23 protein-coding genes, 1 tRNA gene and 1 pseudogene are annotated in these 26,954 nt (G+C 67.1%); 13 read left to right on the forward strand and 12 right to left on the reverse strand.

Features of this window, described 5'->3' with window-relative positions:
- Positions 1-22 precede the first annotated feature (22 nt).
- Together EPO52_RS12145 and ugpC are read right to left on the reverse strand one after the other, a co-directional pair.
- Positions 23-1,306 carry a DUF4032 domain-containing protein gene (locus EPO52_RS12145; RefSeq protein WP_290806780.1) on the reverse strand — a complete coding sequence of 428 codons (1,284 nt, stop codon included), beginning with the start codon at positions 1,304-1,306 and terminating at the stop codon, positions 23-25.
- A gap of 106 nt (positions 1,307-1,412) precedes the next feature.
- Positions 1,413-2,513, reverse strand: a complete 1,101-nt coding sequence (gene ugpC / locus EPO52_RS12150) for a sn-glycerol-3-phosphate ABC transporter ATP-binding protein UgpC (RefSeq protein WP_290806782.1) — start codon at positions 2,511-2,513, stop codon at positions 1,413-1,415.
- A gap of 218 nt (positions 2,514-2,731) precedes the next feature.
- Between ugpC and EPO52_RS12155 the strand changes: the two genes are divergently transcribed.
- The 3 genes from EPO52_RS12155 (at position 2,732) to EPO52_RS12165 (ending at position 7,035) form a co-directional block, all read left to right on the forward strand.
- Positions 2,732-3,658, forward strand: a complete 927-nt coding sequence (locus tag EPO52_RS12155; RefSeq protein ID WP_290806785.1) for a thioredoxin domain-containing protein — start codon at positions 2,732-2,734, stop codon at positions 3,656-3,658.
- A 66-nt stretch (positions 3,659-3,724) separates the two neighbouring features.
- Positions 3,725-3,797 (forward strand) — tRNA-Thr (locus EPO52_RS12160).
- A gap of 1,660 nt (positions 3,798-5,457) precedes the next feature.
- On the forward strand, positions 5,458-7,035 hold the full coding sequence (locus EPO52_RS12165; protein ID WP_290806788.1) for a hypothetical protein: 1,578 nt from the start codon (positions 5,458-5,460) through the stop codon (positions 7,033-7,035).
- A gap of 1,038 nt (positions 7,036-8,073) precedes the next feature.
- On the opposite strand, the gene EPO52_RS12170 is transcribed toward EPO52_RS12165, so the two are convergent.
- The 5 genes from EPO52_RS12170 to msrB are packed head-to-tail and all read right to left on the reverse strand — an operon-like array spanning position 8,074 to position 11,772.
- Complete coding sequence (locus EPO52_RS12170) at positions 8,074-8,931, reverse strand: class I SAM-dependent methyltransferase (RefSeq protein ID WP_290806791.1); 858 nt, start codon at positions 8,929-8,931, stop codon at positions 8,074-8,076.
- A gap of 47 nt (positions 8,932-8,978) precedes the next feature.
- Positions 8,979-9,437 (reverse strand): GNAT family N-acetyltransferase, encoded by a 459-nt coding sequence (locus EPO52_RS12175; protein WP_290806794.1) that lies wholly within the window; start codon positions 9,435-9,437, stop codon positions 8,979-8,981.
- A gap of 41 nt (positions 9,438-9,478) precedes the next feature.
- Complete coding sequence (locus tag EPO52_RS12180) at positions 9,479-10,771, reverse strand: MFS transporter (RefSeq protein ID WP_363340189.1); 1,293 nt, start codon at positions 10,769-10,771, stop codon at positions 9,479-9,481.
- A 45-nt stretch (positions 10,772-10,816) separates the two neighbouring features.
- The gene (locus EPO52_RS12185; RefSeq protein WP_290806858.1) at positions 10,817-11,347 is read right to left on the reverse strand and encodes a nitroreductase family protein; all 531 of its coding nucleotides are present in this window, start codon (positions 11,345-11,347) and stop codon (positions 10,817-10,819) included.
- Positions 11,348-11,370: 23 nt separating this feature from the next.
- Complete coding sequence (gene msrB / locus EPO52_RS12190; protein WP_290806797.1) at positions 11,371-11,772, reverse strand: peptide-methionine (R)-S-oxide reductase MsrB; 402 nt, start codon at positions 11,770-11,772, stop codon at positions 11,371-11,373.
- 67 nt (positions 11,773-11,839) lie between these two features.
- Between msrB and EPO52_RS12195 the strand changes: the two genes are divergently transcribed.
- From EPO52_RS12195 to groL, 6 genes are all read left to right on the forward strand, one after another.
- Positions 11,840-12,343, forward strand: a complete 504-nt coding sequence (locus EPO52_RS12195) for a GNAT family N-acetyltransferase (RefSeq protein ID WP_290806800.1) — start codon at positions 11,840-11,842, stop codon at positions 12,341-12,343.
- Between the two features lie 49 nt (positions 12,344-12,392).
- Positions 12,393-12,686, forward strand: a complete 294-nt coding sequence (locus EPO52_RS12200; protein ID WP_290806803.1) for a DUF3263 domain-containing protein — start codon at positions 12,393-12,395, stop codon at positions 12,684-12,686.
- A 15-nt stretch (positions 12,687-12,701) separates the two neighbouring features.
- Positions 12,702-13,310 carry a LytR C-terminal domain-containing protein gene (locus tag EPO52_RS12205; protein ID WP_290806806.1) on the forward strand — a complete coding sequence of 203 codons (609 nt, stop codon included), beginning with the start codon at positions 12,702-12,704 and terminating at the stop codon, positions 13,308-13,310.
- A 191-nt stretch (positions 13,311-13,501) separates the two neighbouring features.
- A complete protein-coding gene (locus EPO52_RS12210; RefSeq protein ID WP_022898088.1) occupies positions 13,502-13,705 on the forward strand; it encodes a cold-shock protein in 204 nt (67 codons plus the stop codon).
- A 71-nt stretch (positions 13,706-13,776) separates the two neighbouring features.
- Positions 13,777-14,844: a DUF3048 domain-containing protein gene (locus EPO52_RS12215; RefSeq protein ID WP_290806811.1), complete on the forward strand. Its 1,068-nt coding sequence runs from the start codon at positions 13,777-13,779 to the stop codon at positions 14,842-14,844.
- A gap of 120 nt (positions 14,845-14,964) precedes the next feature.
- Complete coding sequence (gene groL / locus EPO52_RS12220) at positions 14,965-16,584, forward strand: chaperonin GroEL (protein WP_290806814.1); 1,620 nt, start codon at positions 14,965-14,967, stop codon at positions 16,582-16,584.
- 389 nt (positions 16,585-16,973) lie between these two features.
- Here groL and EPO52_RS12225 read toward each other — a convergent pair whose 3' ends face one another.
- Positions 16,974-18,755: an ATP-binding protein gene (locus EPO52_RS12225; RefSeq protein WP_290806817.1), complete on the reverse strand. Its 1,782-nt coding sequence runs from the start codon at positions 18,753-18,755 to the stop codon at positions 16,974-16,976.
- Positions 18,756-18,792: 37 nt separating this feature from the next.
- Positions 18,793-19,482: a response regulator transcription factor gene (locus EPO52_RS12230; RefSeq protein ID WP_290806820.1), complete on the reverse strand. Its 690-nt coding sequence runs from the start codon at positions 19,480-19,482 to the stop codon at positions 18,793-18,795.
- Between the two features lie 126 nt (positions 19,483-19,608).
- Here EPO52_RS12230 and EPO52_RS12235 point away from each other — a divergent pair, with 126 nt between their 5' ends.
- On the forward strand, positions 19,609-20,490 hold the full coding sequence (locus EPO52_RS12235) for a universal stress protein (protein ID WP_290806823.1): 882 nt from the start codon (positions 19,609-19,611) through the stop codon (positions 20,488-20,490).
- A complete protein-coding gene (locus EPO52_RS12240; RefSeq protein ID WP_290806826.1) occupies positions 20,490-22,049 on the forward strand; it encodes an APC family permease in 1,560 nt (519 codons plus the stop codon). The genes EPO52_RS12235 and EPO52_RS12240 overlap by 1 nt, the downstream gene beginning before the upstream one ends.
- Positions 22,050-22,122: 73 nt before the next feature.
- Here the strand turns inward: EPO52_RS12240 and EPO52_RS12245 are convergent, their stop codons facing one another.
- From EPO52_RS12245 to EPO52_RS12255, 3 genes are read right to left on the reverse strand one after another with little or no spacing between them, the layout of a single operon-like run.
- Positions 22,123-23,763 (reverse strand): DNA repair helicase XPB, encoded by a 1,641-nt coding sequence (locus tag EPO52_RS12245; protein WP_290806829.1) that lies wholly within the window; start codon positions 23,761-23,763, stop codon positions 22,123-22,125.
- Between the two features lie 27 nt (positions 23,764-23,790).
- Entirely contained in the window at positions 23,791-25,881 is a 2,091-nt protein-coding gene (locus tag EPO52_RS12250; protein WP_290806831.1) for a helicase-associated domain-containing protein, read from the reverse strand.
- Positions 25,878-26,141 (reverse strand): hypothetical protein, encoded by a 264-nt coding sequence (locus EPO52_RS12255; protein WP_290806834.1) that lies wholly within the window; start codon positions 26,139-26,141, stop codon positions 25,878-25,880. The genes EPO52_RS12250 and EPO52_RS12255 overlap by 4 nt, the downstream gene beginning before the upstream one ends.
- An 80-nt stretch (positions 26,142-26,221) precedes the next feature.
- Here EPO52_RS12255 and EPO52_RS12260 point away from each other — a divergent pair, with 80 nt between their 5' ends.
- Together EPO52_RS12260 and EPO52_RS12265 are read left to right on the forward strand one after the other, a co-directional pair.
- Positions 26,222-26,602, forward strand: coding sequence for a cold shock domain-containing protein (locus tag EPO52_RS12260; RefSeq protein ID WP_290806837.1), 381 nt, complete (start codon positions 26,222-26,224; stop codon positions 26,600-26,602).
- Positions 26,602-26,954, forward strand: a pseudogene (locus EPO52_RS12265) (hypothetical protein); the annotation flags it as partial. The gene EPO52_RS12260 and the pseudogene EPO52_RS12265, both read left to right, overlap by 1 nt.

Here is a 26,954-nt window from a genome sequence, read left to right on the forward strand (position 1 = left end):
CAGGGTCAGAATGGGCGCGTGCTCAGACGGTGAGCCGCCAGTCGGTCTCGTCGTCGGTCGCCACCGCGATCGGCAGCGTGATCGACTCGGTGGGAGGCTCGATCACGGTGGCCTCGTCGCGCCGGTGGCGGAGGATCGTGTCGACGTACGACGACAGCGCCTCGGCCAGCGGCACGTCGCGACTCTGGTCCTGACTCATGAACCACCGGTGCTCGAGCAGCTGATGGAAGATCTCCGCCGGCTCGAGCTTGCCCCGCAGGTCGCGCGGAATGGCCCGGATGACGGGCTCGAACACCTTGGCCAGCCAGTCGTGCGCCACCATCTCCTCATCGAACTCCTTGCGGCCGAACCGCACCGTGTAGGAGTCGAGGTCGTTGAGCAGGCGCCGGGCCTGATTCTCCTGGGCGTCGAGCCCGGTGAGCCGGAGCAGACGACGCTGGTGGTGGCCCGCATCCACCACCTTGGGCTGGATGCGCACGGTGGTGCCGCCCTCGGTGGTCTTGATGGCGAGTTCTTCGATGTCGAAACCGAGATCGTTGAGGCGGTCGACCCGCTTGTTGATGCGCCACCGTTCGGAGGAGGAGAACGATTCGGAGCCGGTGAGCTCCTTCCAGAGCGATCGGTAGGCCGCCACGATGCCGTTCGACACGGTGATGGGGTCGAGCTCTTCGTCGACCCGGCCGCCGGCCTCCAGATCCATCAGCTCGCCCGCGATGTTGACGCGCGCGATCTCGAGGTCGTTCTCCCGTTGCCCGTTCGAGAGGCCATCGTAGAGCTGGCCGGTCTCGGCATCGACGAGGTAGGCGGCGAAGGCGCCCGCGTCACGCCGGAACAGGGTGTTCGAGAGCGACACGTCGCCCCAGAAGAAGCCGATGACGTGCAGGCGCACGAGCAGCACCGCGAGGGCGTCGACGAGTCGCGTGGCCGTGTCGGGGCGCAGCATCTGCGAGAACAGGGCACGGTAGGGCAGCGAGAACTTCAGGTGCCGCGTGACCAGGGCCGACTGCAGGGGCTCGCCATCCGGGCTCTGACGGTTGGTGATGACCGCGAGCGGTTCGACGCACGGAACGTCGAGGCGCTGCAGAGTGCGCAGCATCTCGTATTCGCGCTTGGCCATCTCGTCGGTGGTCTCCTTGATGGCGATCACGTGCCCCGAGAGGTGCGCGAACCGGACGAGGTGGCGCGAGATGCCCTTCGGGAGCGCGGCGATGTACTCGTCGGGCCAGTCATCGAGGGGCCGATCCCACGGGAGGTCGAGGAGTGCGGGGTCGGCGGTGGCCGAGGTGATGGTGAGGGATGCGCTCATGGTGACGTCCTGATCGAGGTGCGGATGGCGGGAGCGTTCGGGGCCGAAACGGCTCTGCCGTGGCTTCGCGGGCCACGGCAGAGTCGATGCGGATGAATGCGATCAGCTAGCTGACGACGGCCCTGTTGCCGAGGCGCTCGCCGGTCTCCAGGTCGAACAGGTGCACGTGGTTCGGCGCGGCCGTGAGGTAGACCTTGTCGCCCACGAAGGGGTGCGAGCGGCCGTCGACGCGGGTGACGATGTCGGTGCGCTTGCCCTCGATCTCGGAGTGACCGTAGAGGTAGCCGTCGGCGCCGAGCTCTTCGATCAGGTCGACGACGACCTCGAGACCCTCGCCGGGCGTCGAGGAGAGCACGATGTCTTCGGGTCGCACACCGATGGTGGCGCTGGTGGTGGTGGACGACGCGAGCGTCTCGCGGTCGACCGGCACCACGGAGGTTCCGAACTTCACACCGGTGTCGGTGAGGTCGGCGTGGAACAGGTTCATCGCGGGGCTGCCGATGAAGCCGGCCACGAACACGTTGTTGGGCTTCTCGTAGAGGTCGCGCGGGGTGCCGACCTGCTGCAGGATGCCGTCTTTCAGAACCGCGATGCGGTCGCCCATGGTCAGCGCCTCGGTCTGGTCGTGCGTGACGTAGACCGTGGTGACGCCGAGGCGGCGCTGGAGCGACGCGATCTGGGTGCGGGTCTGCACGCGGAGCTTGGCGTCGAGATTCGACAGCGGCTCGTCCATCAGGAACACCTGGGGCTGGCGCACGATGGCGCGGCCCATGGCGACGCGCTGACGCTGACCACCGGAGAGGGCCTTCGGCTTGCGGCTGAGGTAGGGCTCCAGGTCGAGCAGCTTGGCGGCCTCGAGAACGCGGGTGGCCCGCTCGTCTTTGCCGACGCCCGCGATCTTGAGCGCGAAGCCCATGTTCTCGGCCACGGTCATGTGCGGGTAGAGGGCGTAGTTCTGGAACACCATCGCGATGTCGCGGTCTTTCGGCGGGATGTCGGTGACATCGCGGTCGCCGATGAGGATGCGGCCCTCGTTGACCTCTTCGAGGCCGGCGAGCATGCGCAGCGAGGTGGACTTGCCGCAGCCGGAGGGGCCGACGAGCACGAGGAACTCGCCGTCGGCGACCTCGAGGTCGAGCTTGTCTACCGAGGCGCGGGTGGAACCCGGGTAGATGCGGGAGGCTTTGTCGAAAGTGACGGATGCCATGATTCATTACTCCTTCACCGGCAGGTACGTGCCGGACGATCCGTTGTGATGGATGAAACCGGGCCTGCGTCGTCGGAGACCCGAGGGACATTATCGCACGGTCGGCTCCCAGAAAGCCTTCCTACTATTCTTGAGGGGTCGCGGGCGTTACCCTGTGACCCGTCCCCGCCCTCCCGGCGTACCGCGCCCACCCTCAGAAGCACTCGGAGCACCCTCGCATGACCACACCCGGATCAGGAGACTCTCGCGTCTCGAAGAACCAGCGTCGTGAAGCCGCACGGGAGAAGGCCAAGCAGCTCCGCGAAGAGCAGCGCAAGAAGGACACGCGCAACCGCGCCATCCTCATCACGTCGCTCTCCGTGGTGGTTCTGCTGATCGTCGTCGGCATCGGGGGGCTCTTCGTCCCGTTCTCACCCTGGACGGTCAACAAGCCCGCGGGCCCCGGCCCCGCCAACATGGCGAGCGACGGCATCCAGATCGGCACGGGTTTCGTGGCCGCCACCACCCCTGCTCTCGAGGCCGGCGCCGATCCCGTGCCCACGGTGGTCGACCCCGCATCCGGAGCCGTCGACATCCGCGTGTACGTCGACTACATGTGCCCCTACTGCGGCCAGTTCGAGACCACCAACAACTCCCAGATGGGCGAGTGGATCACCTCCGGCGCCGCGACGGTCGAGATCCACCCGCTGTCGATCCTCGACCGCTCATCTCTAGGCACGAAGTACTCCACCCGTGCGGCGAATGCCGCGGCCTGTGTGGCGAACTACGCGCCCGACCAGTACTGGGCGTTCAACGGGCTGCTCTTCTCGAACCAGCCGGCTGAGAACACCGAAGGCCTCGACAACGACAAGCTGAAGAGCCTCGTGGGTGAGGCGGGGGTCACCGACCAGACGGCCATCAACAGCTGTATCGATGACAAGACCTACAACGGCTGGGTGGCGGATGCGACCTCCCGCGCGTTGCAGGGCCCGCTCCCCGGCACCGACAACCTGGCTGTCACGGGCACACCCACCGTTCTCGTGAACGGCCAGAAGTACAGCGGCTCGCTCACCGACGCTTCCGCGTTCTCCGCGTTCGTGGTGCAGGTCGCGAACGAGGCCTACAGCACCTCCACCGCCACGCCGACGCCGACTCCCGCGAGCTGATCGAGGCCGGGCCGCGGGCGCACGACGCGTGTGCGCTCATGGCTACAATGGGGTGTTCCACCACCAGCCGGCCTGGCGCAATTGGTAGCGCACCGCTCTTGTAAAGCGGGGGTTACGGGTTCGAGTCCCGTGGCCGGCCCGTCTTGGCCCGGGATCTAGCAGATCTGCTCGCGGGCAGCCGTCGGATTCCGGGCTTCTCACGTTCTACTCACGGTTTTCGCGACAAAGGGCTGCAGGCGAGACCGACGGCGTCGCGACTCTGACGAGCGGCGTCAAGCTGCCGGGCATGAGAACGTGGGACTTACCTATTCCGCGTCTTCACCACGCATCGATTGGACGCACGACAATGTTGTGTGGGTGCCGGCCGTCCTCAACGGTTCCGGTGTGCCGGGTGCGGCGTTGTTGTTTGCGTCTCCGGCGACTGGCCGCAGTAAGTTAACTGGGGCTTTGTGATCGCCGGCACCGTGTGTGCAGCCGGAAGCATTCTTCCTACCGCGCTCATCGACTATTGGCGTCGAAGGAGGAAGCAGCGGGAGCATGGCGAAGCGGCACAACTCCAGATCGCGGTTTCCGAGGCCATTGAGCGGCTGGTGAGGGTTACCTCGATGCCCCCTGTGCAACCGAAGCGACCGATGATGAAGATCATGTGCCGAGTCGGCACGTCTTCAAAGCTGAACTCTCAGAGCAAGAACGTCCGCGGGTAGTCGTGTGCCGCGTGAAGTCGAGGGCGAAGGAGGTCGCGGAGATGTGCTTTTCGCCTGGGTTGAGACTGGCGATCCGTTATTCGTACCCGACGTGGACAAGTGCGCCCAGCCTGTCCTCCCGTTGCAGGTGCACTGTATGAGTACAGATCAACCACTCGTGACGATCATGGCGTCGCTTCTCGGAGTGGCATTGAGGTCAAAGCCATTCGCGAGATTCGCAAGAGCTTCGTTGCTCGCGAATCCATAAGATATCGCGTTAGGTTCCTCTGAGCTGCACTAAACCGAGCAGCTAACGGCTACCACAGAGCTAGTGGCTCTGTCCTCACAGCTCGGGCTGAGGGTCCTCTCTGTTGTCAGACACCTGTGCAGCATTCAGGATTCGGGGAGCTCGACCCCGGCGGTCTTGCAGTCCGCTATGACCGCGGACACGGCTGAGAAGTATGAGTTGACTTCCTGACTGGTTGATGAGTTTGTGAGCGTTGGTGCCGAGGCAAGAGACGCCATGTCGGTTGCGGTCGCCGACCATCGGGAATCTGCAGTCGCGGCATCTTGGGCGGCGGCGGCGGCGCGGGAGCGAACGCCAGCCCAGTCGTTGGTTCCTTGCCGCATTGCAGCGTCCAGGTCTGAGCATGCTTGACGTACCTGGGCGGTCCGGTCGTCCTGGGCGGGTGCGATTGGTGCCTGGGCGGGGGTGCCTGGTTGGGACTGCTCGGGGGCGCCGGGTTCAGCTGTTGCAGGCGTCGCCGAAGGTCCACCAGTCACGGTCGGCGCACCTGCGGCCGCAGCGCTCGAGCTCGGGCTGGGGGAAGCGCTGACACTCGATGTCGCGCCGGCTTCGAGGGTTCCTCCGACGCATGCAGACAACAAGGAGACCAGCATCACGCCGCCCAGCGCTGCCGAAATTGTTGTCACCGGTCGACATCTCGAGTGCTTGATCATCGTCTGAACCCCCTGCCGTTCACGGTGACTCTAGCGGTATTCGTCAGCCGTAGGGAAACTTCAAAATTTCCATTGCGTGTCGTCAACAAGTACCGCTAGGAATGTCCTGTAGTCACTAGCTCGGGGGGAAAATTGAAAAGATTTAGGCAAGTTGTCGTGACCGCGGTCGCGGTATTTGGGCTGATGTTCGCGCTGATACCAGCGACAGCCGCCAATGCGGTAACGCAGTGCACGAGCCCATGCGTGAACGTATCGTCGACACCCAGTGTCTTGGCGCAGGAGCTGTTGAACAATAACGCTCTGACGGCGAACAACCCGGACATCATCAACAACGAGATCGTGCCCATCGCCAACGGGACGATGCCTGCAGATTCCAAATGTCAGATCGACACGAGAATCCTGCAGATGCTCGTGGTGGTGGTCAGGAACTGGGGCTCAGCGCAGGTCAACGACATCAACCGGTGGTGCGCGAACGACGGCCAATACACGTGCACGGGAAGTAATGCCAGCCCGAACCACTGCCACCTACCCGCTGCGTACGCAGTTGACTTCGGCCAAGTGGGAGGAGTGAGCGTAGATGGATCGAACGCTCGTTCCTTAGATCTCATCAAGTTCCTCAACGTGTTCATGCCGCAGAACACTCGGGTAGGGCAGTCAAACTGCCGAGGAGGAACGTCGCTCGCGTCCATCCTCAGTTCGGACGGGCAGCAGCCCCCCTACCGACTCATCGAATTCAGCGACACATGCAATCATGTCCACGTCGACCTCAATGGCGCTTCGGGGCAGCTCAGCGTGACGAACACGCCGGCACCGCCGCCCATCCCTACTCCGATCAACCGGACGGTCTTCCAAGACACGGCAGGCAACCTGTGGACGTACTCGCCGAGCGGCATGGGCGGTCTCGGTCTCGGCGTGGCACCAGGGACTAGCCCTTCGGTCGCGCGACTGACTAACGGCAGCTACGTGGTCGCGTTCCAAGACAACACCGGGCACCTCTGGCAGTACTCACCAGGAGCTGGTGCCATCGGAACCGGATTGGGCATGGCCGCAGGAACGAGCCCGTCGATTGTGGCGTTGCCGAACAACGGGTATGAGATCGCGTTCCAGGCGAGCGGGGCCAACAACCTCTACCTGTATTCGCCGTCCGCTGGTATCTCGCAGAGCTTCGGGCTGGGAATGAAACCCGGCACGAGCCCGTCGATCGCTCGGGCTTCCAGCGGTGAGATCGTTGTCGCGTTCCAGGAGTCCAGCGGGAATCTGCACTGGTACTCGACGTTCGCTGGCAGCCAGCCGACGGGGCTTGGGATGAAGGCGGGCACCAGCCCATCAGTCGCCGCACTGGCCAACGGGACGTTCGCCATGGCTTTCCAGGCCAACGGAGGGAACCTCGCCACCTACGTTCCGGGTGTGGCGATCAACGTCACCGGCCTCGGAATGGGAGCTGACACGAGCCCGAGCGTCGCATCACTGAATAGCGGCGGAAACTATGTTGTCGCGTTCCAGGACAACAATGGCGGCCTGTGGACTACCGGGGTCGGAGCACCCAACGCCGCGGTCGGACTAGGGATGACACCGGGCACGAGCCCGAGCGTCGCCGCGATGCAGACGGGTGGGTACGAGATCGCCTTCGTGGCGAACACAGGCGGCCTGTGGACATATTATTCGCCAGGCAACCAGATCATTCCGACCGGATTGGGGATCAAGGCGGGCACTAGCCCAGCCCTGGCCAACTAGGCCGAGTGACGCGGGCCCTCGGGGTCTTCTCTTCGGAGGAGTCCGCGGGGGCCCCTCGCTTTTCCTCCGCCCACCACTGCGCTCGGCGTTCGGCCGGGTCGCTCCCTGGCACGGCAGCGCTCCCATGCTTGCCGCCTCTGCCGCCGTGACCCGGTCTGCTCAACCATGCGAGACCACGCGACCGTCGCGAGTACTCGGGGGTCATGGTGGTGTCTGATCAGCCTTCTGCCGCTCGGGACAGTCATCCAGGTGACAAGCCGGAACCACCACCCGTGATGTTTCGCCAGCCCGAATGGGAGCTCTCGGATCACCTCGCACGGTTCCGAGAGGTGCCGTGCGATAGCACCCAATCGACGATGCCGGCGTTGCGGAATGGGTGCCACTCGGCCAGCGCTGCTCCTCCCAAGGAGACTACGCTGGCTCGCGCATCGTCATCGCAGGGTCGGTCACCGACGACACACCAATACGTCAGATCAGGATCTGCGGAGCCCCGGCGTGGGTTGCTCCTGCACGACGAAGATGGGCTGCGTGGTCGTCGCAGCAGCACACCATTCAGAGGGAGCTTGGGGCCGCAGATGCGGCAATTCGTCATGCTGAGCGTCACCAACGAACGGGAAGCGAGATTCTTGACTTCAACGAGAAGCGGATCGACCGGTCGGCCGATGCGTGGCGCTACAGCCGACATCCTCGGCATGTCGGTGGTGAGGCATGCAAAAGTTCCCCAGGAGGCTGCTCGAGCGCGAGGACACGCTGGCCGTCAACCGGTGGCTGGGCTGCCGGTTCCGCGCACGCCACGAAGAGGGGGGTAATGGGATGAAGTTGCGGGTCCGCGTCCCGTGGCCGGCCCCACTCCAGAAACCACTTGATGGAAACGCCGACCGACTCGAGAACTATTCACCCGCGCCAGTCGAGTTGAGGCACACGAGAGCTGGTTTTATCTGACCGCCGGCGACGGAATCGACTGTGTCCAGCACGAGGTGCGCACAGCGCGCTGCTCCGAATGACTGTGCACCCCGGGTGCATCCGTTTGTCGACGCCCTAGCGACTGCGTAGGCGTGAAAGCGCGCGGCTTGCTGCGCGGAGGGGAGACGTGACACGCCAGGACGTGCTGGCGTGGGCGTCGGCGAGCTGAGCTTCCCGGTCGGTGACCTTGCCTTCGAGTGTGGCGACCTTGGTGTGGAGCTGGTTGGCGAGTTCTTCGAGCTGGATGCGCTCGCCTGCTGCCGCGAAGCGAGCTCGCCACTCGGTGGTCTCGTTCGCATCCGCAGTCACCAGTGCCTGCACCGAAGAGGGGGCCTCCGGGCCGGCCGCCACCACGCCGAGCCCGTGCTCGTGCTCGAAGGCGAACGTGGGATGCGTCGCCTGGATCTCTTCCCAGAGCTGCCAGACCCCGAAGTCATCATGCCGCTCGGCGATGTCGTGCATGATGATCACTCCGCGCGGAGACATTTTCGGCAGCCAGCTGTCAAAGTCGTGTTTGACGGCATCGTAGGTGTGCAGTCCATCGATGTGCAGAAGGTCGATCGAGCCGTCGGCGAACTCCGGCAGCGCTTCGTCGAAGGTGCCGCGCAGGAGTCGGGCGAACTGCCCGTAGTGCTCTGCGGAGAAACGGCTCCAATCGGCCCATACCTCTTCGCCGTACACGCCGGCCTGAGGATCGCCTAGCCAGGTGTCGATGGCGAAGCACGTCGCCGGTATGTCGTGGGCTGCGACGGCGTCGCAGAACGACGAGAACGAGACCCCGTTATGGGTGCCGAGCTCCACCACGACGCGCGGCCTGGTCGTGGTGGTGAGCCAGTTGCCGAACGGCACATGCCCGTACCAGGCGCTCGGCACACCACCACGCGACCGTCGATACGTGTCGATCAACGCGCTCTGCTCCAAGGGACGAACCATGGGTACCCTTTCGTTCCCGTGCATCCTACTGGAGCAGCGGGAACGGCTCAGGACACGGGAAGAGGGAGTTCGTAGTGCAGGTACTCCTCGTCGAGCTGCCAGCCGTGAGCGAGGTACAGGCGCTGCGCCGTGACGTTCGTCACCGCCGTCGAGAGTTCGAGGCGCGAGCATCCGGATGCCCGACCGAGCTCGCGGGCGGCGTCGAGCAGCGCGGTGGCCACGCCGGCACCGCGCGCATCCGGGCTCACGAACAGGTCGTAGAGCACGAAGATCGGCGCCAGCGTCAGTGAGCAGAACGACGGGTAGAGCTGGGTGAACCCGAGCAGCGGGCCGGAGGCGCCGTTCGCAACCAGCACGGTCGACTCGCCGGCGCGCAACCGCGCGGCGAGGTAGGCGCGCGCGGCGGGCACATCGCTCTCGCTGCCGTAGAACTGGCGGTAGGCATCGAAGAGCGGGGCGAGTTCGTCGAGATCCTCGACACCGGCGGGGCGCACGCTGACGGACATGGCCTCACCCTAGCCCGGGCGAACCCCGCACAGCCGTTCGATCAGCGGATGCGGGCGCGCGAGCGGTCGACCGCGAACGAGATCGTCAGCACCACGAAGCCCACGATGGCCATGCCCACGCCCACGAACGCCGGCGCGAGGTAACCGAAGCTGGCCGCGATGGCCACCCCGCCGAGCAGGGCACCGAGCATGTTTCCGATGTTGAGCGAAGAGTGATTCAGGGCGGCGGCGATGGACTGCGCGTTGTGCGAGACATCCATCAGCCGGGTCTGGATGGCGGGGGCGCACGACCCGGCGAAGAGGCCGATGAAGAACAGGGTGATGATGAGGCCCGGCGCCGTGTGGGCGAACAGACCGAACGCGAGAGCCGCGGCCCCGACTCCCGAGACGCTGATCACGAGAGCCCTTTTCACCGAGCGGTCGGTGAGCCAGCCGGCCACGAAGTTGCCCACCGTCATGCCGACCCCGAACGAGACCAGCGCCCACGGCACGAAGCCCGGGCTCTGCCCCGCGACATCGGTGACCACAGGGGCCACGTAGGTGTAGACCGCGAACACGCCTCCGAAGCCCACCGACCCCACGATGAGCGTGAGCCAGACCTGCAGCCGGGTGAACGCCGAGAGCTCGTTGCGCAGCGTGGCCCGGGGGTCACCGGGGTGGAAGGGCACCGTGACGGCGATCGCCACGAGCGTGACGGTGAAGATGACGGCGACGAGCAGGTAGGCGCTCCGCCAGCCGTAGAGCTGACCGATGGAGGTGCCGAACGGCACGCCCACCACATTCGCGATGGTCAAGCCCGCGAGAACGTACGCCACACCGCGCGCCCGCTTCTCCGGCCCCATCAGCGAGGCGGCCACGAGTGAGGCGATACCGAAGTAGGCGCCGTGGGGGAGGGCGCTGAAGAAGCGCGCCGCGAGCACCAGGCCGAACGTGGGGAGCACGGCGGAGAGCAGATTGCCCAGCACGAACACCGCGACGAGCACGAGCAGCAGCCGCTTGCGCGGCCAGCGTGCGGCGAGAGCGGCGATGGTGGGTGCGCCGACGACGACACCCAGCGCATAGGCAGAGATCAGCAGCCCCGCGGTCGCATTCGCGTCGGCGGGGTTGCTCGCGTACTGCCCCGGCAGCAGATCCTGGGCGATGTTCGGCAGCAGCCCCATCGACACGAACTCGGTCACGCCGATGCCGAAGCCGCCGAGCGCGAGCGCCACGATGGCAAGGGAACGCCGCACCGGGCTGAGTCGGGAGACGGCGGCGGGGCCGTCATCCAGATCCTGCGGTGCGCTGAGGAGGGAGGAGTCGTCGTCGACTGGAGTTCGATCCAGTTCAGTCACAGTTCCCCCATGCTATCGCGCGTGCACGCCCCTCTCGGCGGCAGGTCAGAGCGACGAGAGGTGGTCGGAGACCCGGATGCGCGACTTCGCGCGCTCCTTGCGCCCCCGCAGCGGCAGCCCGCCCACGTAGAGCCAGCCGAGCAGCACCTCGTTCTTCTCCAGCTTGTGCGCCGCGCGCACGGCCTTGGTGCGCGTGAGCTCGCCGGTGCGCCAGAAGACGCCCCAGCCCTCGTCGTCGAGCAGCAGGGAGAGCCCGTGCGCCACACCGGATGCCACGGCCTCCTGCTCCCACGCGGGAACCTTGTGGCTCGGGCGGATCGACGCCACGATCGCGAGCACGAGAGGAGCGCGGCGCGCCTTCGCCCGATACTTCTCGGCGTGCTTCTTCTTCACCCCGTCGGCCTTCGCGAGGGAGTCGCCGAGCACATCGCGCGCGTCTCCCCGGATCTCGATGACGCGCCACGGCCGCAGACCGCTGTGGTCGGCGAGCTGGCCGGCGGCCTGCACGAAGCCGGCGATCTCGGCCGGGGTGGGGGCCGCATCCGTCACCTTCGACGACGAACGACGGGCGAGCATCGCCTCCTTGACAGCGCCCACCACTACTCCGCGGCTTCGAAGGTGAGCGAGACGGAGTTCATGCAGTAGCGGTCGCCCGTGGGCGTCTGCGGGGCATCGTCGAAGAGGTGGCCGAGGTGCGAGCCGCAGTTGGCGCAGCGCACCTCGGTGCGCAGCATGCCGAGCGAGCGGTCTTCGATGAGTTCGACCGCGTCGTTGTCGGCCGCGTCGTAGAAGCTCGGCCAGCCGCAGTGCGAGTCGAACTTGGTGGTGCTGAGGAACAGCTCGGCCGAGCAGGCCTTGCAGCGGTACGTGCCCTCGCGGCTCTCGTCGAGCAGTTCACCCGTCCAGGGGCGCTCCGTGGCGGCCTCGCGCAGCACGGCGAACTCGTCGCTCGACAGCTCGTTGCGCCATTCGTCGTCGGACTTCGAAACCTGATAGGTCATGCGGGTGCTCCTGGAGCTCGGGAGGGACGGAGGATCGATCAACAATCATCCCAGTAAACTCTGGACGGTGGCTGCCCATTCCCCCGTCGAGAAGCGCTGGAGCGAGCTCACCCCGCGTGAGCTCTACGCCTTCCTGAAACTCCGCACCGACGTGTTCCTCGTCGAGCAGGGCGTCGACGAGACGGAGCTCGACTGGCGCGACGCCGAGCCCGAGACGCTGCACTGCTGGATCGAGACCACCACCGCCGACGGTGCCGCAGAGATCGCTGCTTACCTCCGCGTGTTGTTCGATGCGGAGGCCGAGCACGCCGACGCGCACCGGGTGATCGGGCGCGTTGTCGTGCACCCGGCGCATCGGGGCACGGGGCTCGCGCAGGTGCTCCTCGGGCGGGTGATCGAGCAGTTCGGGCACGAGTCGCTGCTGCTGCACGCCCAGAGCTACATCGCCCCGCTCTACGCACGGGTGGGATTCGAGCCGTTCGGGGCGGAGTACATCGAGGCGGGCATCCCGCACATCAGCATGCTCAGAAAAGGCGCAGCGCGCCCCGGCGCGGCACTCGGCGGGCGTTGAGGTGCGCGCCAATAGGATGTCGGAAACGACGAGCGGGAAGGGAGCGGTCATGTCCACGACGGGCGATGAAGCCATCCCCTCGCCGAGCTTCCGGCCGCTCAGCGACCGCGACACCCGCATCCTCGCCTTCGAGCGCAGCTGGTGGCGGCATGCGGGTGCCAAGGAGCAGGCGATCCGCAAAGACTTCGGGCTCTCATCCGCTCGCTACTATCAACTTCTCGGCGCTTTGATCGACTCCCCGGCCGCTCTCGCGCACGATCCGATGCTCATCAAGAGGCTTCAGCGGGTGCGGGAGGCGCGGCAGGCCGCGCGATCCGCTCGACTGCTGTCGCGCGACGACTAGGACACCATCCCCTCCATGTCACGTTTCCCCGAGGACAGCTTCGACCGACTGCCCGCCCACCCCGAGCGCGTGGGTGCCCACCGCGGACCCAAGCCGCGCGGTCGCGGCTGGATCGTGTTCGCCTGGGCGGCGCTCGCCACGGTGCTGCTCGTGGGTGCCGGCGTGACGTATCTCGCGGTCATCAACAACAACATCCAGTTCACGGATGCCTTCGGCGGCGGCTCCTCCTCGTCGGCCGCTCCCTCCGAGACTCCGACCCCGACGCCCACGATCACGCCCATCACGGATGGCGCGCTCTCCGTCACCATCCTGAACGGCACCGACAACGTCGGCCTCGCCGGCCGGGTGGGTGAGGTGGCGACCACGGGGGGCTGGAGCATCGGCACGATGGCGAATGCCAGCCAGACCGACTTCCCCACCACCACCGTCTACTACGAAGACCCGGCGAACGAGGCAGCTGCCCTCGGACTGGCGCAATTGCTCGGGGGCGCAGCGGTCGAACTCTCCACCAGCTTCCCTGGCGCCAATCTCACGGTCGTGCTGGGCACCGACTACGCGGGCCCCGGTCTCGACGGCGGGGCGGATGCGCCCGCCGACACCCCTTCGGCCGACGTCACCGGATAGCTCGGAGAGGGCACTTCCGCCTCTCGCGGAGCCCCAATATTTCGCGCTTGTTTCGGTCGTGTTGAGTTGCGGTCACGGTTTCGTCAATTGTCCCCTTCGGCCATATCTCGCCCGTTCCCGTCGGATTAGTATCTGGAAATGGTCGTGGCAACTGTGTCACTTCTACAGAAACACAGCACTTGGGAGTAACAATGGCGAACGGAACCGTGAAGTGGTTCAACGCTGAAAAGGGCTACGGCTTCATCACGGTCGACGGCGGTGGGCAGGACGTGTTCGTTCACTACTCGGCGATCGACATGGCGGGGTACAAGGTTCTCGAAGAAGGCCAGCAGGTCGTGTTCGAGGTCGGCACGGGCGCGAAGGGCCCGCAGGCCGAATCCGTCCGACTCGCCTGAGTGCCGGCCGGTTTCCCGGTCGCCGGGCGCGTTCTTCTCGCCCGGCCGCCGGTCGAGGCTAGTCTGTGCTGGTGATCAGCCGACGACGGAGTGCCGCTCGCGCCGCATCCGTCGCGGTCGTGGCCGCCGTCGTCACAGGGCTGGCTGGATGCTCGTTCGGCAGCTCTGAGGCGCCGGCGGAGTCCCTCAGCCCCACGCCGGCGTTCGTCTCCGACTACGTCACCCCGGCACCGCTCGTGCCTGCGCCATTGCGCGGCACGCTCGTGCCCGAGGGGTCGCTGACGCAGCCCTCGCTCGCGGCCAAGATCGACAACCACGAAGAGGCGCGGCCGCAGATCGGGCTGGAGCGCACCGACATCGTCTTCGAGGAGCTCGTCGAGGGTGGCCTCACGCGATACGTGGCGGTGTGGCAGTCCGACATCCCCGATCTCATCGGGCCGGTGCGGTCGATCCGCCCGATGGACCCTGACATCATCTCCCCGCTCGGCGGCATCGTCGCGTTCTCGGGCGGGCAGGAGCGGTTCGTCGACATGATGCGCAACACCCCTGTGTACAACGCCATTCATGGCCAGAGCGACACCGATTCGACCTTCTACCGGATGGACGGGCGCTCGAGCCCGCACGACGTGGTGGTGAAGGCGCAGGAACTCGTGTCCCAGCACCTCGACCTCGCGGCGCCGGCCCAGCAGTTCGCCTATTCCTACGACGTCGGCTCTTCGACGGCCGCCACCGATGGCAGTCCGATCGGGGCCATCGACGTGGTGTTCTCGGATGCGCGCTACCCCGGGTGGACCTGGGATTCCGCGAGCTCCACCTACCTGCGCTCCCAGGAGGGCGCCCCCGACCTCGACACGAACGGCAATCAGCTCAGCGCGGTGAACGTGGTGGTGCTGAGGGTCGACGAGGTCTACGACTACGACGAGGACGTGCCTCAGGCGGTGCTCGTGGCATCCGGCGAGGGTGAGGTGTCGACCGGGGGCAAGACCGTGCACGCCACCTGGTCGAAGGATTCGTCGACCGCTCCGATCAGGCTCACCGATGCGTCGGGGGCCACCATCCGTCTCGCCCCCGGCAACACGTGGATCGAGCTGGTTCCACTCGATTCGGGCAGCGTGACGCTCGTTCCGCCGGCCGCGTAACAGGCCGTCGCCTCACTTGCACTCGGGCACCGCGAGTGCCAGTATTGCTTTAGCACTCGGGTCAACTGAGTGCTAACACACCTGAATCTTTGAAGACGTCCAGGAGGGCGAGAAACACACATGGCAAAGATCATTGCTTTCGATGAAGAGGCCCGACGCGGCCTTGAGCGAGGCCTCAACATCCTCGCTGACGCCGTCAAGGTCACGCTCGGCCCGCGCGGTCGCAACGTGGTTCTTGAGAAGAAGTGGGGCGCTCCCACGATCACCAATGACGGCGTGTCCATCGCCAAGGAGATCGAGCTCGACGACCCCTACGAGAAGATCGGTGCCGAGCTCGTCAAGGAGGTCGCCAAGAAGACCGACGACGTCGCAGGCGACGGCACCACCACCGCCACCGTGCTGGCTCAGGCGCTCGTGAAGGAAGGCCTCCGCAACGTGGCCGCCGGCGCCGACCCGATCTCGCTCAAGAAGGGCATCGAGAAGGCCGTCGCCGCCGTCTCCGCCGAGCTGATCAAGAACGCCAAGGAGATCGAGACCAAGGAAGAGATCGCCGCCACCGCGTCGATCTCCGCCGCCGACCCCGAGATCGGCGCCATCATCGCCGAGGCCATCGACAAGGTGGGCAAGGAAGGCGTCGTTACCGTCGAGGAGTCGAACACATTCGGTACCGAGCTTGAGCTCACCGAGGGCATGCGCTTCGACAAGGGCTACCTGTCGGCCTACTTCGTCACCGACCCCGAGCGTCAGGAAGCGGTCTTCGAAGACCCCTACATCCTGATCGTGAACAGCAAGGTCTCGAACATCAAAGACCTGCTGCCCATCGTCGACAAGGTCATCCAGACCGGCAAGCAGCTCCTCATCATCGCTGAGGACGTCGATGGAGAGGCGCTCGCGACCCTGGTCGTGAACAAGATCCGTGGCATCTTCAAGTCGGTCGCCGTCAAGGCTCCCGGCTTCGGCGACCGTCGCAAGGCGCAGCTGCAGGACATCGCCATCCTCACCGGTGGCCAGGTCATCTCCGAGGAGGTCGGTCTCAAGCTCGAGAACGTCACCCTCGACCTGCTCGGTCAGGCCCGCAAGGTCGTCATCACGAAGGATGAGACCACCATCGTCGAGGGTGCCGGCGACGCCGAGGCCATCGCCGGTCGTGTCGCTCAGATCCGTGCCGAGATCGAGAACACCGACAGCGACTACGACCGTGAGAAGCTCCAGGAGCGCCTCGCGAAGCTCGCCGGCGGTGTCGCGGTCATCAAGGCCGGTGCTGCAACCGAGGTCGAGCTGAAGGAGCGCAAGCACCGCATCGAAGACGCCGTGCGCAACGCCAAGGCAGCCGTCGAAGAGGGCATCGTCGCCGGTGGTGGCGTGGCTCTCATCCAGGCCGGCAAGACCGCCTTCGCGAACCTCGAGCTCACGGGCGACGAGGCGACCGGCGCGAACATCGTCAAGGTGGCCATCGAGGCTCCGCTCAAGCAGATCGCGTTCAACGCCGGTCTCGAGCCCGGCGTCGTCGCCGCCAAGGTGCGCGACCTCGACTACGGTTGGGGCCTCAACGCGGCTACCGGTGAGTACGTCGACCTCCTGGCCGCCGGCATCATCGACCCCGCGAAGGTCACGCGCTCCGCTCTGCAGAACGCCGCATCCATCGCCGGCCTCTTCCTCACCACCGAGGTCGTCGTCGCCGACAAGCCCGAGAAGAACCCGGCCCCGGCCGGCGACCCCACGGGTGGCATGGACTTCTAAGTCCGCTGCACGACACGAAAAGGCCGGTCGGTCCCCTTCGGGGGGCTGGCCGGCCTTTTCGTGGTGCTGCTGCGCCGCCGCCTCTGCAGCCCGCGACCCCTGGTGAGGATGCCTCCGCTGCGGGCGGCGGCGCGCTCACCAGGGGTCGCGGGAAACCGCCTCCTGCGTGGGTGGGTTGCCACAAGTTGTGGCAAGTCGGGTCTGTGGGCCACAGCGAGTGGCAAGTCGGCGTGGGGTGCGGGTGTGGGGTGTGCACCTGCGTGGGTGGGTTGCCACAAGTTGTGGCAAGTCGGGTCTGTGGGCCACAGCGAGTGGCAAGTCGGGTCCGGGGGCGGCGGCTACTGGCGAGGCGGTCGACGGCCGACGGGCTGGGGCCCCGGCCCTGCCGCCTAGGGGCGAGACGGCTTCGTCGGGGGAGGAGTGGGGGGTGCGCCCACGGGCATGAGGGGGAGGGTGACGCGGAACGTGGCGCCGCCGCCCGGGGTCTCCAGGGCCTCCACGGTGCCGTGGTGTGCGGCCACGATGGAGGAGACGATGGCCAGTCCCAGCCCGCTGCCGCCGGTCTCGCGCGTGCGGGACGAGTCGGCTCGCCAGAAGCGCTGGAAGATCTTCTCGCGGATCTGTGGTGGGATGCCCTCGCCGTGATCGACGATGTCGACAGTGGCCACGCGCAGCTTCTCGTCGACCTGCACGGCGAGTTCGATCGGGCTGTCGTCGTCGGTGAAGCGCAGGGCGTTCCCGATGAGGTTCGTGAGCACCTGGCGGATCTTGTTCTCCTCCGCCAGCACGATCGGCTTCACCTCCACGAGCGAGAGTGGGCCGGTCTCGGCGAAGGTGCCGGGCGGGAGCGTGTGGTGCTCGCCGGTGGTCGCGAAGACCTCTGCTCCGGATGCTCCGGATGCTCCGGCTCCCACCGGCCCCGCACCGGCGGCCCCACGCGGCCGGCGGCGCAGCCGGGCGAGAGCGGAGTTGGCGAACGCGATTGGGCGGGTGGCGGTGGACGGCGTGCGTGGGCCGCCGGTGGCGGGCAGCGCCGCATCCGCAGCTCCGCCCTCGATCGCCGGCGCGAACGTGACGGTGGCCGGTCCCTCTGGCGTGATGACCGAGACGACGCGGTTGGGGCTCGCGGCCCGCGCATCCATCGCCGCGTCCATCGTGAGCGGCACGAGGTCGACGGGTGCGAGCTGCAACGGCCGCGTCTCATCGAGACGGGCGAGCTCGAGGAGGTCTTCCACGAGGGTGCCCATGCGGATCGCCTCCTTCTCGATGCGGTCCATCGCCCCGGCGACGTCTTCGGGGGTCTGTAGCGCACCCATCCGGTAGAGCTCGGCGTAGCCGCGCACGGAGACGAGAGGAGTGCGCAGCTCGTGCGAGGCATCGCCCACGAAGCGCCGCATCTGGTCGATGGTGCGCGCCCGGTCGGCGAATGCGCGGTCGATGCGGGAGAGCATGGTGTTGAGCGAGCCGTTGAGCCGGCCCACTTCGGTGTTGGGCATCGCATCCGACATGCGCTGGCTGAAGTCGCCGCCGTCGGCGATGGCTGCGGCAGTGCGCTCCACCTCCCGCAGTGGCCCGAACGTGGACGTGACGAGAAGTCGCGTGAGCATGGCGCCCAGGATGACCACACCGATGCCGAAGGCGAGGAAGATCGACAGGTAGGTGGCTGTGGTCTTCTCGGTCTCGGCCAGCGATTTGGCCACGATCACGTTGCCGAGCTCGGTGCCGCCGAAGAGATAGACCTGTGCCGCCACCGCGTGCCACTCGGTGCGCTGATCGACCGAGTCGATGCTGAAGACCTCGCCGCTCAGCCCCGTGGCCGTGTCGAGCGAGACCTGAACGCTCGGCATGGTGTCGGCCTCCTTCTCACCCCAGTTGCTGGTGATGAGGTTTCCGGACGAGTCGACGAGACCCACGAAGTAGTCGGTGGGTGCCGACGTGATGTCTTGCACCCCGAACTTCTCGGGAGTGGCATTCGGCCCCAGGAAGGGCGAGGGGTCACGGCTCGCGGAGATGAGCTGGCTGTCGACCTGCTGCAGCAGGTAGGTGCGCAGCACGATCATGGTGCCGACACCCGACACGACGAGGCCGAAGGTGAGCATCAGCACCGTCACGCCCGTGATCTTGGTGCGCAGGGAAATCGAGTTCCACTGCTTCAGGATCGCGTTCGGCATCAGGAGAGAAGGCTACCGCGTGGCGGCCCCGGAGACCTTAGGCTTTGCTGACCTTGAGCATGTAGCCGAAGCCCCGCTTGGTCTGGATGAGCGACTCCTCGGTGTGCGCATCGAGCTTGCGGCGCAGGTAGGAGATGTACGACTCCACGATGCCCGCGTCGCCGTTGAAGTCGTACTCCCACACGTGGTCGAGGATCTGCGCCTTCGACAGCACGCGGTTCGGGTTGAGCATGAGGTAGCGCAGCAGCTTGAACTCGGTGGGGGAGAGCTCGATGGCCGTGTCGGCCACGAACACCTCGTGGGTGTCCTGATCCATGGTGAGTTCGCCGGCGCGGATGATGGCGTCTTCGTCGGCCTGCATCGTGCGACGCAGGATCGCCTTGATGCGCGCCACGATCTCGTCGAGGCTGAAGGGCTTCGTGACGTAGTCGTCGCCGCCGACGGTGAGACCGGTGATCTTGTCTTCCGTGTCGTCTTTCGCGGTGAGGAAGAGGATGGGCGCGGTGTAGCCGGCCGCACGGAGACGCTTGGTGACGCCGAACCCGTTCATGTCGGGCAGCATCACATCGAGGATGATGAGGTCGGGCTCTTCTTCGAGCACGGCGGAGATGGTCTGCGCGCCGTTGGAGACCGCCCGCACGGCGAAGCCCGCGAATCGCAGGCTCGTGGTGAGGAGGTCGCGGATGTTCGGTTCGTCGTCGACGATCAGGATGCGAGGGCCGGTCATGCACTCATTCTCTGCGGGTTCGCTGTGTGCAACCTGGGAGCATCTGGGATGCGCGCCCGGTACGGCCGATGACGCGCCGGGACGAATCTCGCGCAGAGACCCTGTCGCTTCCGACACTATGGTGCGATGAGATACATCGTCGGGTACACGGACACCCCCGCCGGGCACGATGCCCTCGCCCTCGCCGTGCGACTCGCCCGCACCAACGGCGCACAGCTCGATCTGGTTCTCGTGCTGGCGAGCGAACAGCGGCCCACGATCGTGCCGGCCGACCCCGGCTACGAGAAGTACCTGCTCGACACCGCGGAAGGCTGGCTCGCGGATGCCCGCGCACGCGTGCCGGCGGATGTCGCCACCCAGCCGCACGTCGTCTACGCCGAGTCGCTCACCGACGGTTTGAACCAGGCCGCCGACGACCTCGGCGCAGAGCTCATCGTGATCGGCGCGGCGCGCGGTGGCATCCTGGGCCGATTCGCGATCGGCAGCGCGGCGAATGCGCTGCTGCATTCTGCCTCCGTTCCTGTCGCCCTCGCCCCCGACGGGTGCCGGGCCCTCGAGGGCTCTCCCGCACTCAGCCGCATCACCTGCGCCGTGGGCACCCGAGCAGGAGCAGACGAACTGCTGACCGCGGGCATCCGGGCGGCGCGGAGCGGCGGCATCCCGCTGCGGCTGATCTCGCTCGTGGCGCTCGACCTGCCGCCCGACGAGCGCCTCGCGCAGGCGCTCCGTCGCGCGGAGACGCACGCCCGGGCGGTGCTCGAGCAGGCCGTTGCGCACCTGCCCGACGACCTCACGGTGACCACGGAGGTCGTGATCGGTGACGTGATCGAGCACGCCGTGGCGACCGTCGACTGGGATCCGGCCGAGATCGTGCTCATCGGCTCGAGTCGGCTCGCGCAACCCAAGCACCTGTTCCTCGGTTCGACGGCGGCGAAGATGCTCCGCGAACTGCCGGTACCCCTGGTGGTCGTCCCCCGCGACTCCGGGCCCACGATCGGAGACCTGTGATGACCGCATCCGAGACCAGCGAGAACTCCACCGCCGAGAGCGGAGCGCTCTCGAAGAAGGGCCTCGGCGCCGGCACCGTCGGACTCGTCGGCGCGATCGTGATCGGCATCTCGTGCATCGCTCCGGCCTACACGCTCACGGGAGCGCTGGGCCCGACGGTGGCGGAGGTCGGCACCCATGTGCCCGCCATCTTCCTCGTGGGCTTCATCCCGATGCTGCTCGTGGCATTCGGCTACCGCGAACTGAACAGCCGCATGCCCGACTCGGGGACATCCTTCACCTGGGCCACCCGCGCCTTCGGCCCGTGGATCGGCTGGATGGCCGGCTGGGGTCTCATCGCGGCCACCATCGTCGTGCTGAGCAACCTCGCGGGCATCGCGGTCGACTTCTTCTACCTGATGCTCTCGCAGATCTTCCAGAACCCGTCGATCGCCGATCTGACCAGCAACCCCTTCATCAACGTCATCACCTGCCTGGCGTTCATGCTCGGGGCCACGCTCATCTCGTATCGCGACATGCAGACCACGCAGAAGCTGCAGTACGTGCTCGTGGGCTTCCAGCTGCTCGTCATGGTGTTCTTCGGCATCGTGGCGCTCGTGCACGTGGGGGCCGGTGACGCCTTCGATGCCCTGCCCATCTCGCTCGACTGGTTCAATCCCTTCGCGGTGGGCTCGTTCAGCGCCTTCGCCGCGGGTCTCTCGCTCTCCATCTTCATCTTCTGGGGGTGGGATGTGACCCTCACCATGAGCGAAGAGACCAAGGGCTCGAGTTCCACCCCGGGCAAGGCGGCCACCGCCACGGTCGTGATCATCGTGGTGCTCTACCTCTTCCTCTCCGTGGCACTCATCAACTACGCGGGAGTGGGGGAGGGCGAGTACGGGCTCGGCAACGCCGACATCCAGGGCAACGTGTTCTTCTCGCTCGCCGGGCCGATCCTCGGGCCGCTCGCCATCCTGGTGTCGATCGCGGTGCTCTCGTCGTCGGCGGCGTCGCTGCAGTCGACGTTCGTGTCACCGGCCCGCACGCTGCTCGCCATGGGCCACTACGGGGCACTGCCGCCGAAGTTCTCGAAGGTGCATCCGAAGTTCTTCACACCGGGGTACGCCACCGTCGTGTCGAGCATCGTGGCGTCGGTGTTCTACACCGTGATGCGGTTCATCTCGGAGGACGTGCTGTGGGACACCATCACCACGCTCGGGATGCTCATCTGCTTCTACTACGGGCTCACCGCGTTCGCGTGCGTCTGGTACTTCCGCAAGCAGTGGTTCACGAGCATCCGTACGTTCTTCTTCCAGTTCTTCGCGCCGCTGGTGGGCGGGCTGATCCTGGGCATCCTGTTCTTCACCACGATCATCGAGAGCGCGAACCCCGACTACGGCAGCGGGTCGAACATCGGCGGTGTGGGCCTGGTGTTCATCCTCGGGATGGTCATCATCCTCACCGGTGTCGTGGTGATGCTCATCCAGTCACGCCTGCGCCCCGACTTCTTCAAGGGCAGGATCCTCGCCCCGGGCACCGCCGGTGACTCCCGCGAGGCCATGGCGGCCCTCCCCGAATGACCTCCTGGCGACACGTCGATTTTCGCCCTTCCGGCCCACTTTCAGGGCCGATTTCGACGGGTCGCGAGGAGGACTACGCCACCAGGGTGTCTGCGTCGAGGATCTCGTAGGCGTAGCCCTGCTCCGCGAGGAAGCGCTGGCGGTTCTGCGCGAAGTCCTGGTCGACGGTGTCGCGCGCCACGAGCGTGTAGAAGCTGGCCGAGAGCCCCGACTCCTTCGGCCGCAGCAGCCGGCCGAGGCGCTGGGCCTCCTCCTGGCGCGAGCCGAACGATCCGGAGACCTGGATGGCCACACTCGCCTCGGGCAGGTCGATGGAGAAGTTCGCCACCTTCGACACCACGAGGATCTTCTCCTCGCCGTCACGGAAGGCCTGGAACAGACGCTCCCGCTCCGCAACGGGCGTGGCGCCCGTGACCTGGGGAGCGCCGAGCTGCGTCGAGAGCTCCTCGAGCTGGTCGAGGTACTGACCGATCACCAGGATGCGCTCGCCGCGGTGCTGAGCGATCAGCTGGCGCGTGGCGTCGAGCTTGGCCGGCGCCGTGGCCGCGAGGCGGTAGCGCTCGTCGTCGGATGCGGCCGCATACGTCATGCGCTCGGTGAACGGCAGCTCCACCCGAACCTCGTAGCAGTTGGCGGGCGCGATGTAGCCCTCGGCCTCGATCTCCTTCCAGGGAGCGTCGAATCGCTTCGGCCCGATCAGGCTGAACACGTCGCTCTCGCGGCCGTCCTCCCGCACGAGCGTGGCGGTGAGGCCGAGACGCCGGCGGGCCTGGAGGTCGGCGGTGAGCTTGAACACCGGTGCCGGGAGGAGGTGCACCTCGTCGTAGACCACGAGGCCCCAGTCGAGCGCGTCGAGCAGCTCGAGGTGGGCGTAGACGCCGCCGCGCTTCGAGGTGAGGATCTGATACGTCGCGATGGTGACGGGCTTCACCTCTTTCACCAGCCCGGAGTACTCGCCGATCTCCTCTTCGGTGAGGCTCGTGCGCTTCAGCAGCTCGGCCCGCCACTGTCGCGCCGAGACCGTGTTCGTGACGAGGATGAGCGTGTTGGTCTTCACCGTGGCCATGGCCCCGGCTCCCACGAGTGTCTTGCCGGCACCGCAGGGGAGCACCACGACGCCCGAACCATGCTCGGCGAAGTTGTCGATGGCCTTCTGCTGGTAGTCGCGAAGGTGCCAGCCCGTCTCATCGAGGTCGATCGCGTGCGGGGTGCCCGGGGTGAATCCGGCCAGGTCGTCGGCGGGCCAGCCGAGCTTGATGAGCTCCTGCTTGAGCTGCCCGCGCGCCCAGGGCTCGATGCCCCAGGTTCCGTCGTCTTTCTTCGTGTTGAGAAGCACGCCGACCTTCTTGGCACGCGTGATCTCCGACAACACCGCCGCATCGGTCGACCGCAGCACCAGGCTGCCATCGTCTCGGCGCTCGATCACGAGCTTGCCGTACCGTGCGATGACCTCCACGATCTCGAGCGAGACCGACTGGGGCACCGCGAACTTCGAGTAGCGGTCGAGCGTGGCGAGGATCTCCTCCGCCGAGTGCCCGGCGGCGCGCGCGTTCCAGAGGCCGAGTCGTGTGATGCGATAGGTGTGAACGTGCTCGGGGGCTCGCTCGAGTTCGGCGAAGACCGCGAGCTCGTGGCGTGCGGTGCCGGCATCCGGATGCGCCACCTCGAGCAGTACGGTGCGGTCGCTTTGGACGATCAGGGGTCCGTCGGGCATAACTGACGAGTCTAGCTCGGAGCGCCGTCAGTGCGTCGTGAGCTCCACGATGTTCGCCACGGGCACCGTTCGCTCCACGCCGGCCCGCACATCGACGCAGCGCAGCCGGCCGTTCGAGAGGGCGAGGGGGGTGGCGTCGAGGCGAGTGGTGCTGCCGTCGGGCATGTGCACGTCGAGCGTGACGGGCGTGCGCGACCGCACGGCCTTGTCGAGCTGGCGCGCGATCCAGGCCGTCGAGTCGTCGGCCGACTGGGCGTCGGCCTGGCGCAGGCCGAGCAGAAGGGCCGCGGCGGCCGCGTGAACCGCAGGGCTGGCGGTCGCGGTTCCGGATGCGGCTGCCCCTGCGGTGCTCGGCGCCTCGATCACCCGGCCCCGGTTCATCGGCACCTCGTGGCCCTCCCCGTCTTCGGCGACGGTCGGGTAGCGGGCGTCGACCAGCATCCAGTAGCTCGTCACCGGATCGACCCGGCTCACGAGCTCGCCACCGTGGCCGGGACGCAGCCCGAGCGGGCCGAGGGCCTGGTCGACCGCGAGGGCGCGCAGCAGCACGCCGTCCGCCGAACGGATGAGGGTGAGATCGCCCTGGCGCACCCGCACCAGTCCATGCCGGCGGCCGCCCTCGGTGAGCAGGTAGTCGAGTGCCTGCGGGATGCCCGTGAGCGACACCTCGCCGAGGAACGTGCGGAGGGTCTGCTCGGTCTCGCCGGACGAGAGCGCCCGATCGATGGTGGCCTGGGTGATGCGGTACGACGAGGCGAGTCCGCGGTTCTCGATCTCGGCGAGCGAGCGGAGGCGCGCATCGATCTCCGGAGCCAAGGGGCCCGGGGCGATGACGGAGAGGTCGTGCTGGAGGTACACGCGGTCGATCTCGGGTGGGAGGAGGGAATCGAGCGCGGCGGTGTCGACTCGGTCTCCACGGAGCGTGCCGAACGCGGCGGCGGCGAAGGCTGTGCCCGGCGGCGTGGAGCCGGCCTCGGCACCTCGGGCCGAGGCGGTGTCGGCAGGGACTGCGCCGGCCGGGGTGGCGTCAGCGCGTGCACCGCCGGCCGAGCCGGTATCGGCGGGGGCTGCGCCGGCCGGGGTCGTGCCTGCCGGGGCACTGCGGGCAGTCGGGCTGTCGCCGGCAGCGGAATCGAGCAGGCCGAGGAAGGCGGCGATGGTGTCGATGCGATCGAGCTCGGCGCGCATCGCGGCAGACGAGGCGGGGAAGCGGTGCGTGTACTCCGCGCGGAGCCGGCTGCCTGAGGCCCACTGGGGGCCCGCATCCTCGAGGGTGCGGCGCACGGGCTCTTCGAGGGAATCGAGCCAGGCTGTGGCGAGCGCGAGCCAGCGGGCGCCGGGGGAGAGGATGTTCCACTCCGCTGCGCGTGTGGTGGTGTGCAGCACGTCTCTCTCGAGAGCGGTCAGCCCAGCGGCGGTGGCCAGTTCGACCACGATGCCGACCTGGTCGGGCTCGATGCCGAGGATCGGGCCGAGCCGGCGCTCCTCCGTGGCCGGGATGCCGCCCCGCGCCCGTACGCGTGCCGGAGCGAGGCGCAGTTGGTGGCCGATCTCGGCGACGGCGGCGATCGCAGCGAAGGCGCGCTGATCGGGGGAGCCGACGGGCGCATCCGCATCGGCGACGACGAGGCTCGCGGAGGCCAGGGCCGCTGCGCCGGCGAGAGCCTCGGCCGCGGCGTCGCGCACGGCGTCGTAGACCACGGGCTCCGCCGCAGCCGTCGTCGCTGCCTCGGAACCGGCGGTCGGCGTGCTGCCGGCATCGGTGGAACCGGCGGCCGGCGTGCTGCCGGCATCGGTGGGGGACGCGGCGGAAGGCGTCAGCGTGGCGGTGCTCGTCACGGCAGGTGTGGTCTCGACGAGGTGCAGGCGAGCGAGCATCCGTCGGTCGGAGTCAGGGAGATCGGCGAACGAGCCGTCACCCGTGGCAAGCCACTCGAGGGCGGGGCGCGAGACGGCGCGGAGTGCGACGGCGACGGATGTCGGCGAGAGCAGGGCGTCGGCGAGATCGAAGAAGTCGCGCACCTCGCGGGCGGCGACCGGCCGTCGCACCAGGATCTCGGTTAGCTCCTCGTCGCGCAGGGCGCTGAGCCGGCGAGCGAGGGTGAGCGGATCGCTCATCGACTCCCGCGAGCGTCGCGCAGCCGGCGTCGGGTGCTGACGACGAGAAGCACGATCATGAAGATCAGCCCGATCGGCAGGCCTATGAGCGGCAGGAAGATGATGACGGGCCAGAGGCCGGAACCGAAGTCGCGCACACCAGCGGCGGTGCCGATGATGATGGCCAAGAACGCGAGGACGGAGATGCCGATGGTGGACGCGACCATGAACGCCAGGGAGCGCTCGGCACGGCTGGTGGGGGTCTTCTCGACGTCGGTCACATCCACAAGGATACGGGCACCGGTAGGCTGGTAGGTGGCCACGACGGGTTTTCGGGCCGATTACACGAGGAGATATGCAGATGCCAACCGGCAAGGTCAAGTTCTACGACGACGAGAAGGGCTTCGGCTTCATCAGTTCCGATGACGGCCAAGAAGTGTTCCTTCATGCGTCGGCCCTGCCCGCCGGAGCATCTGTGAAGGCCGGCACCAAGCTCGAGTTCGGCATCGCCGACGGCAAGCGCGGTGCCCAGGCCCTCTCGGTGCGCGTGCTCGAAGCGCCCCCGAGCCTCGCCAAGATGGCGCGCAAGCCCGCCGACGACATGGCCGTGATCATCGAAGACCTCGTGAAGGTGCTCGACTCGATCGGCGGAAACCTCAAACGCGGTCGCTACCCCGACAACGCGCACAGCCGCAAGATCGCTGCGCTGCTCCGCAAGGTGGCCGACGAGCTGGACGCCTAGTGGCCGACGACGAGGAGTCCGACCTCGGGTCGGATGCGTCGCCCGCGGTCGCTGCGCCGACCGAGGCCGATGTGACCGAGAGTGACGTGACCGAGGTCGACGTCACCGAGGTGGAGGTCATCGACGTGGTGATCGGCGACGACGGCGAACCCGAGATCGGCGTCATCGAGGTCGAACTCGACTCAGACGCCATCGCTGCTGAGGCAGCGGAGAACGCCGAGTCGATCGACGGCGCGGGTCACGTCGTGCCGGATGTCGCGGAGCCCGTCGTCGAGGTGGTCTACCCCGAAGACACCGTGCTGCTCGCGGCAGCCGATCAGGCCCGCGCCGCGTTGCTCGAGATCACGCCTGC

The sequence above is a fragment of the Herbiconiux sp. genome, assembly GCF_004297105.1.
Lineage (GTDB): Bacteria > Actinomycetota > Actinomycetes > Actinomycetales > Microbacteriaceae > Herbiconiux.

What these genes read in the sequence shown, in the direction of transcription:
- EPO52_RS12250 (WP_290806831.1), bottom strand. Translation starts at nt 25,881, where the DNA reads ATGAGCGATCCGCTCACCCTCGCTCGCCGGCTCAGCGCCCTGCGCGAC.
- EPO52_RS12155 (WP_290806785.1), top strand. Translation starts at nt 2,732, where the DNA reads ATGACCACACCCGGATCAGGAGACTCTCGCGTCTCGAAGAACCAGCGT.
- EPO52_RS12225 (WP_290806817.1), bottom strand. Translation starts at nt 18,755, where the DNA reads ATGCCGAACGCGATCCTGAAGCAGTGGAACTCGATTTCCCTGCGCACC.
- msrB (WP_290806797.1), bottom strand. Translation starts at nt 11,772, where the DNA reads ATGACCTATCAGGTTTCGAAGTCCGACGACGAATGGCGCAACGAGCTG.
- EPO52_RS12260 (WP_290806837.1), top strand. Translation starts at nt 26,222, where the DNA reads ATGCCAACCGGCAAGGTCAAGTTCTACGACGACGAGAAGGGCTTCGGC.
- EPO52_RS12245 (WP_290806829.1), bottom strand. Translation starts at nt 23,763, where the DNA reads ATGCCCGACGGACCCCTGATCGTCCAAAGCGACCGCACCGTACTGCTC.
- EPO52_RS12210 (WP_022898088.1), top strand. Translation starts at nt 13,502, where the DNA reads ATGGCGAACGGAACCGTGAAGTGGTTCAACGCTGAAAAGGGCTACGGC.
- EPO52_RS12200 (WP_290806803.1), top strand. Translation starts at nt 12,393, where the DNA reads ATGTCCACGACGGGCGATGAAGCCATCCCCTCGCCGAGCTTCCGGCCG.
- ugpC (WP_290806782.1), bottom strand. Translation starts at nt 2,513, where the DNA reads ATGGCATCCGTCACTTTCGACAAAGCCTCCCGCATCTACCCGGGTTCC.
- EPO52_RS12185 (WP_290806858.1), bottom strand. Translation starts at nt 11,347, where the DNA reads ATGCTCGCCCGTCGTTCGTCGTCGAAGGTGACGGATGCGGCCCCCACC.
- EPO52_RS12240 (WP_290806826.1), top strand. Translation starts at nt 20,490, where the DNA reads ATGACCGCATCCGAGACCAGCGAGAACTCCACCGCCGAGAGCGGAGCG.
- EPO52_RS12235 (WP_290806823.1), top strand. Translation starts at nt 19,609, where the DNA reads ATGAGATACATCGTCGGGTACACGGACACCCCCGCCGGGCACGATGCC.
- EPO52_RS12170 (WP_290806791.1), bottom strand. Translation starts at nt 8,931, where the DNA reads ATGGTTCGTCCCTTGGAGCAGAGCGCGTTGATCGACACGTATCGACGG.
- EPO52_RS12175 (WP_290806794.1), bottom strand. Translation starts at nt 9,437, where the DNA reads ATGTCCGTCAGCGTGCGCCCCGCCGGTGTCGAGGATCTCGACGAACTC.
- groL (WP_290806814.1), top strand. Translation starts at nt 14,965, where the DNA reads ATGGCAAAGATCATTGCTTTCGATGAAGAGGCCCGACGCGGCCTTGAG.
- EPO52_RS12205 (WP_290806806.1), top strand. Translation starts at nt 12,702, where the DNA reads ATGTCACGTTTCCCCGAGGACAGCTTCGACCGACTGCCCGCCCACCCC.
- EPO52_RS12230 (WP_290806820.1), bottom strand. Translation starts at nt 19,482, where the DNA reads ATGACCGGCCCTCGCATCCTGATCGTCGACGACGAACCGAACATCCGC.
- EPO52_RS12145 (WP_290806780.1), bottom strand. Translation starts at nt 1,306, where the DNA reads ATGAGCGCATCCCTCACCATCACCTCGGCCACCGCCGACCCCGCACTC.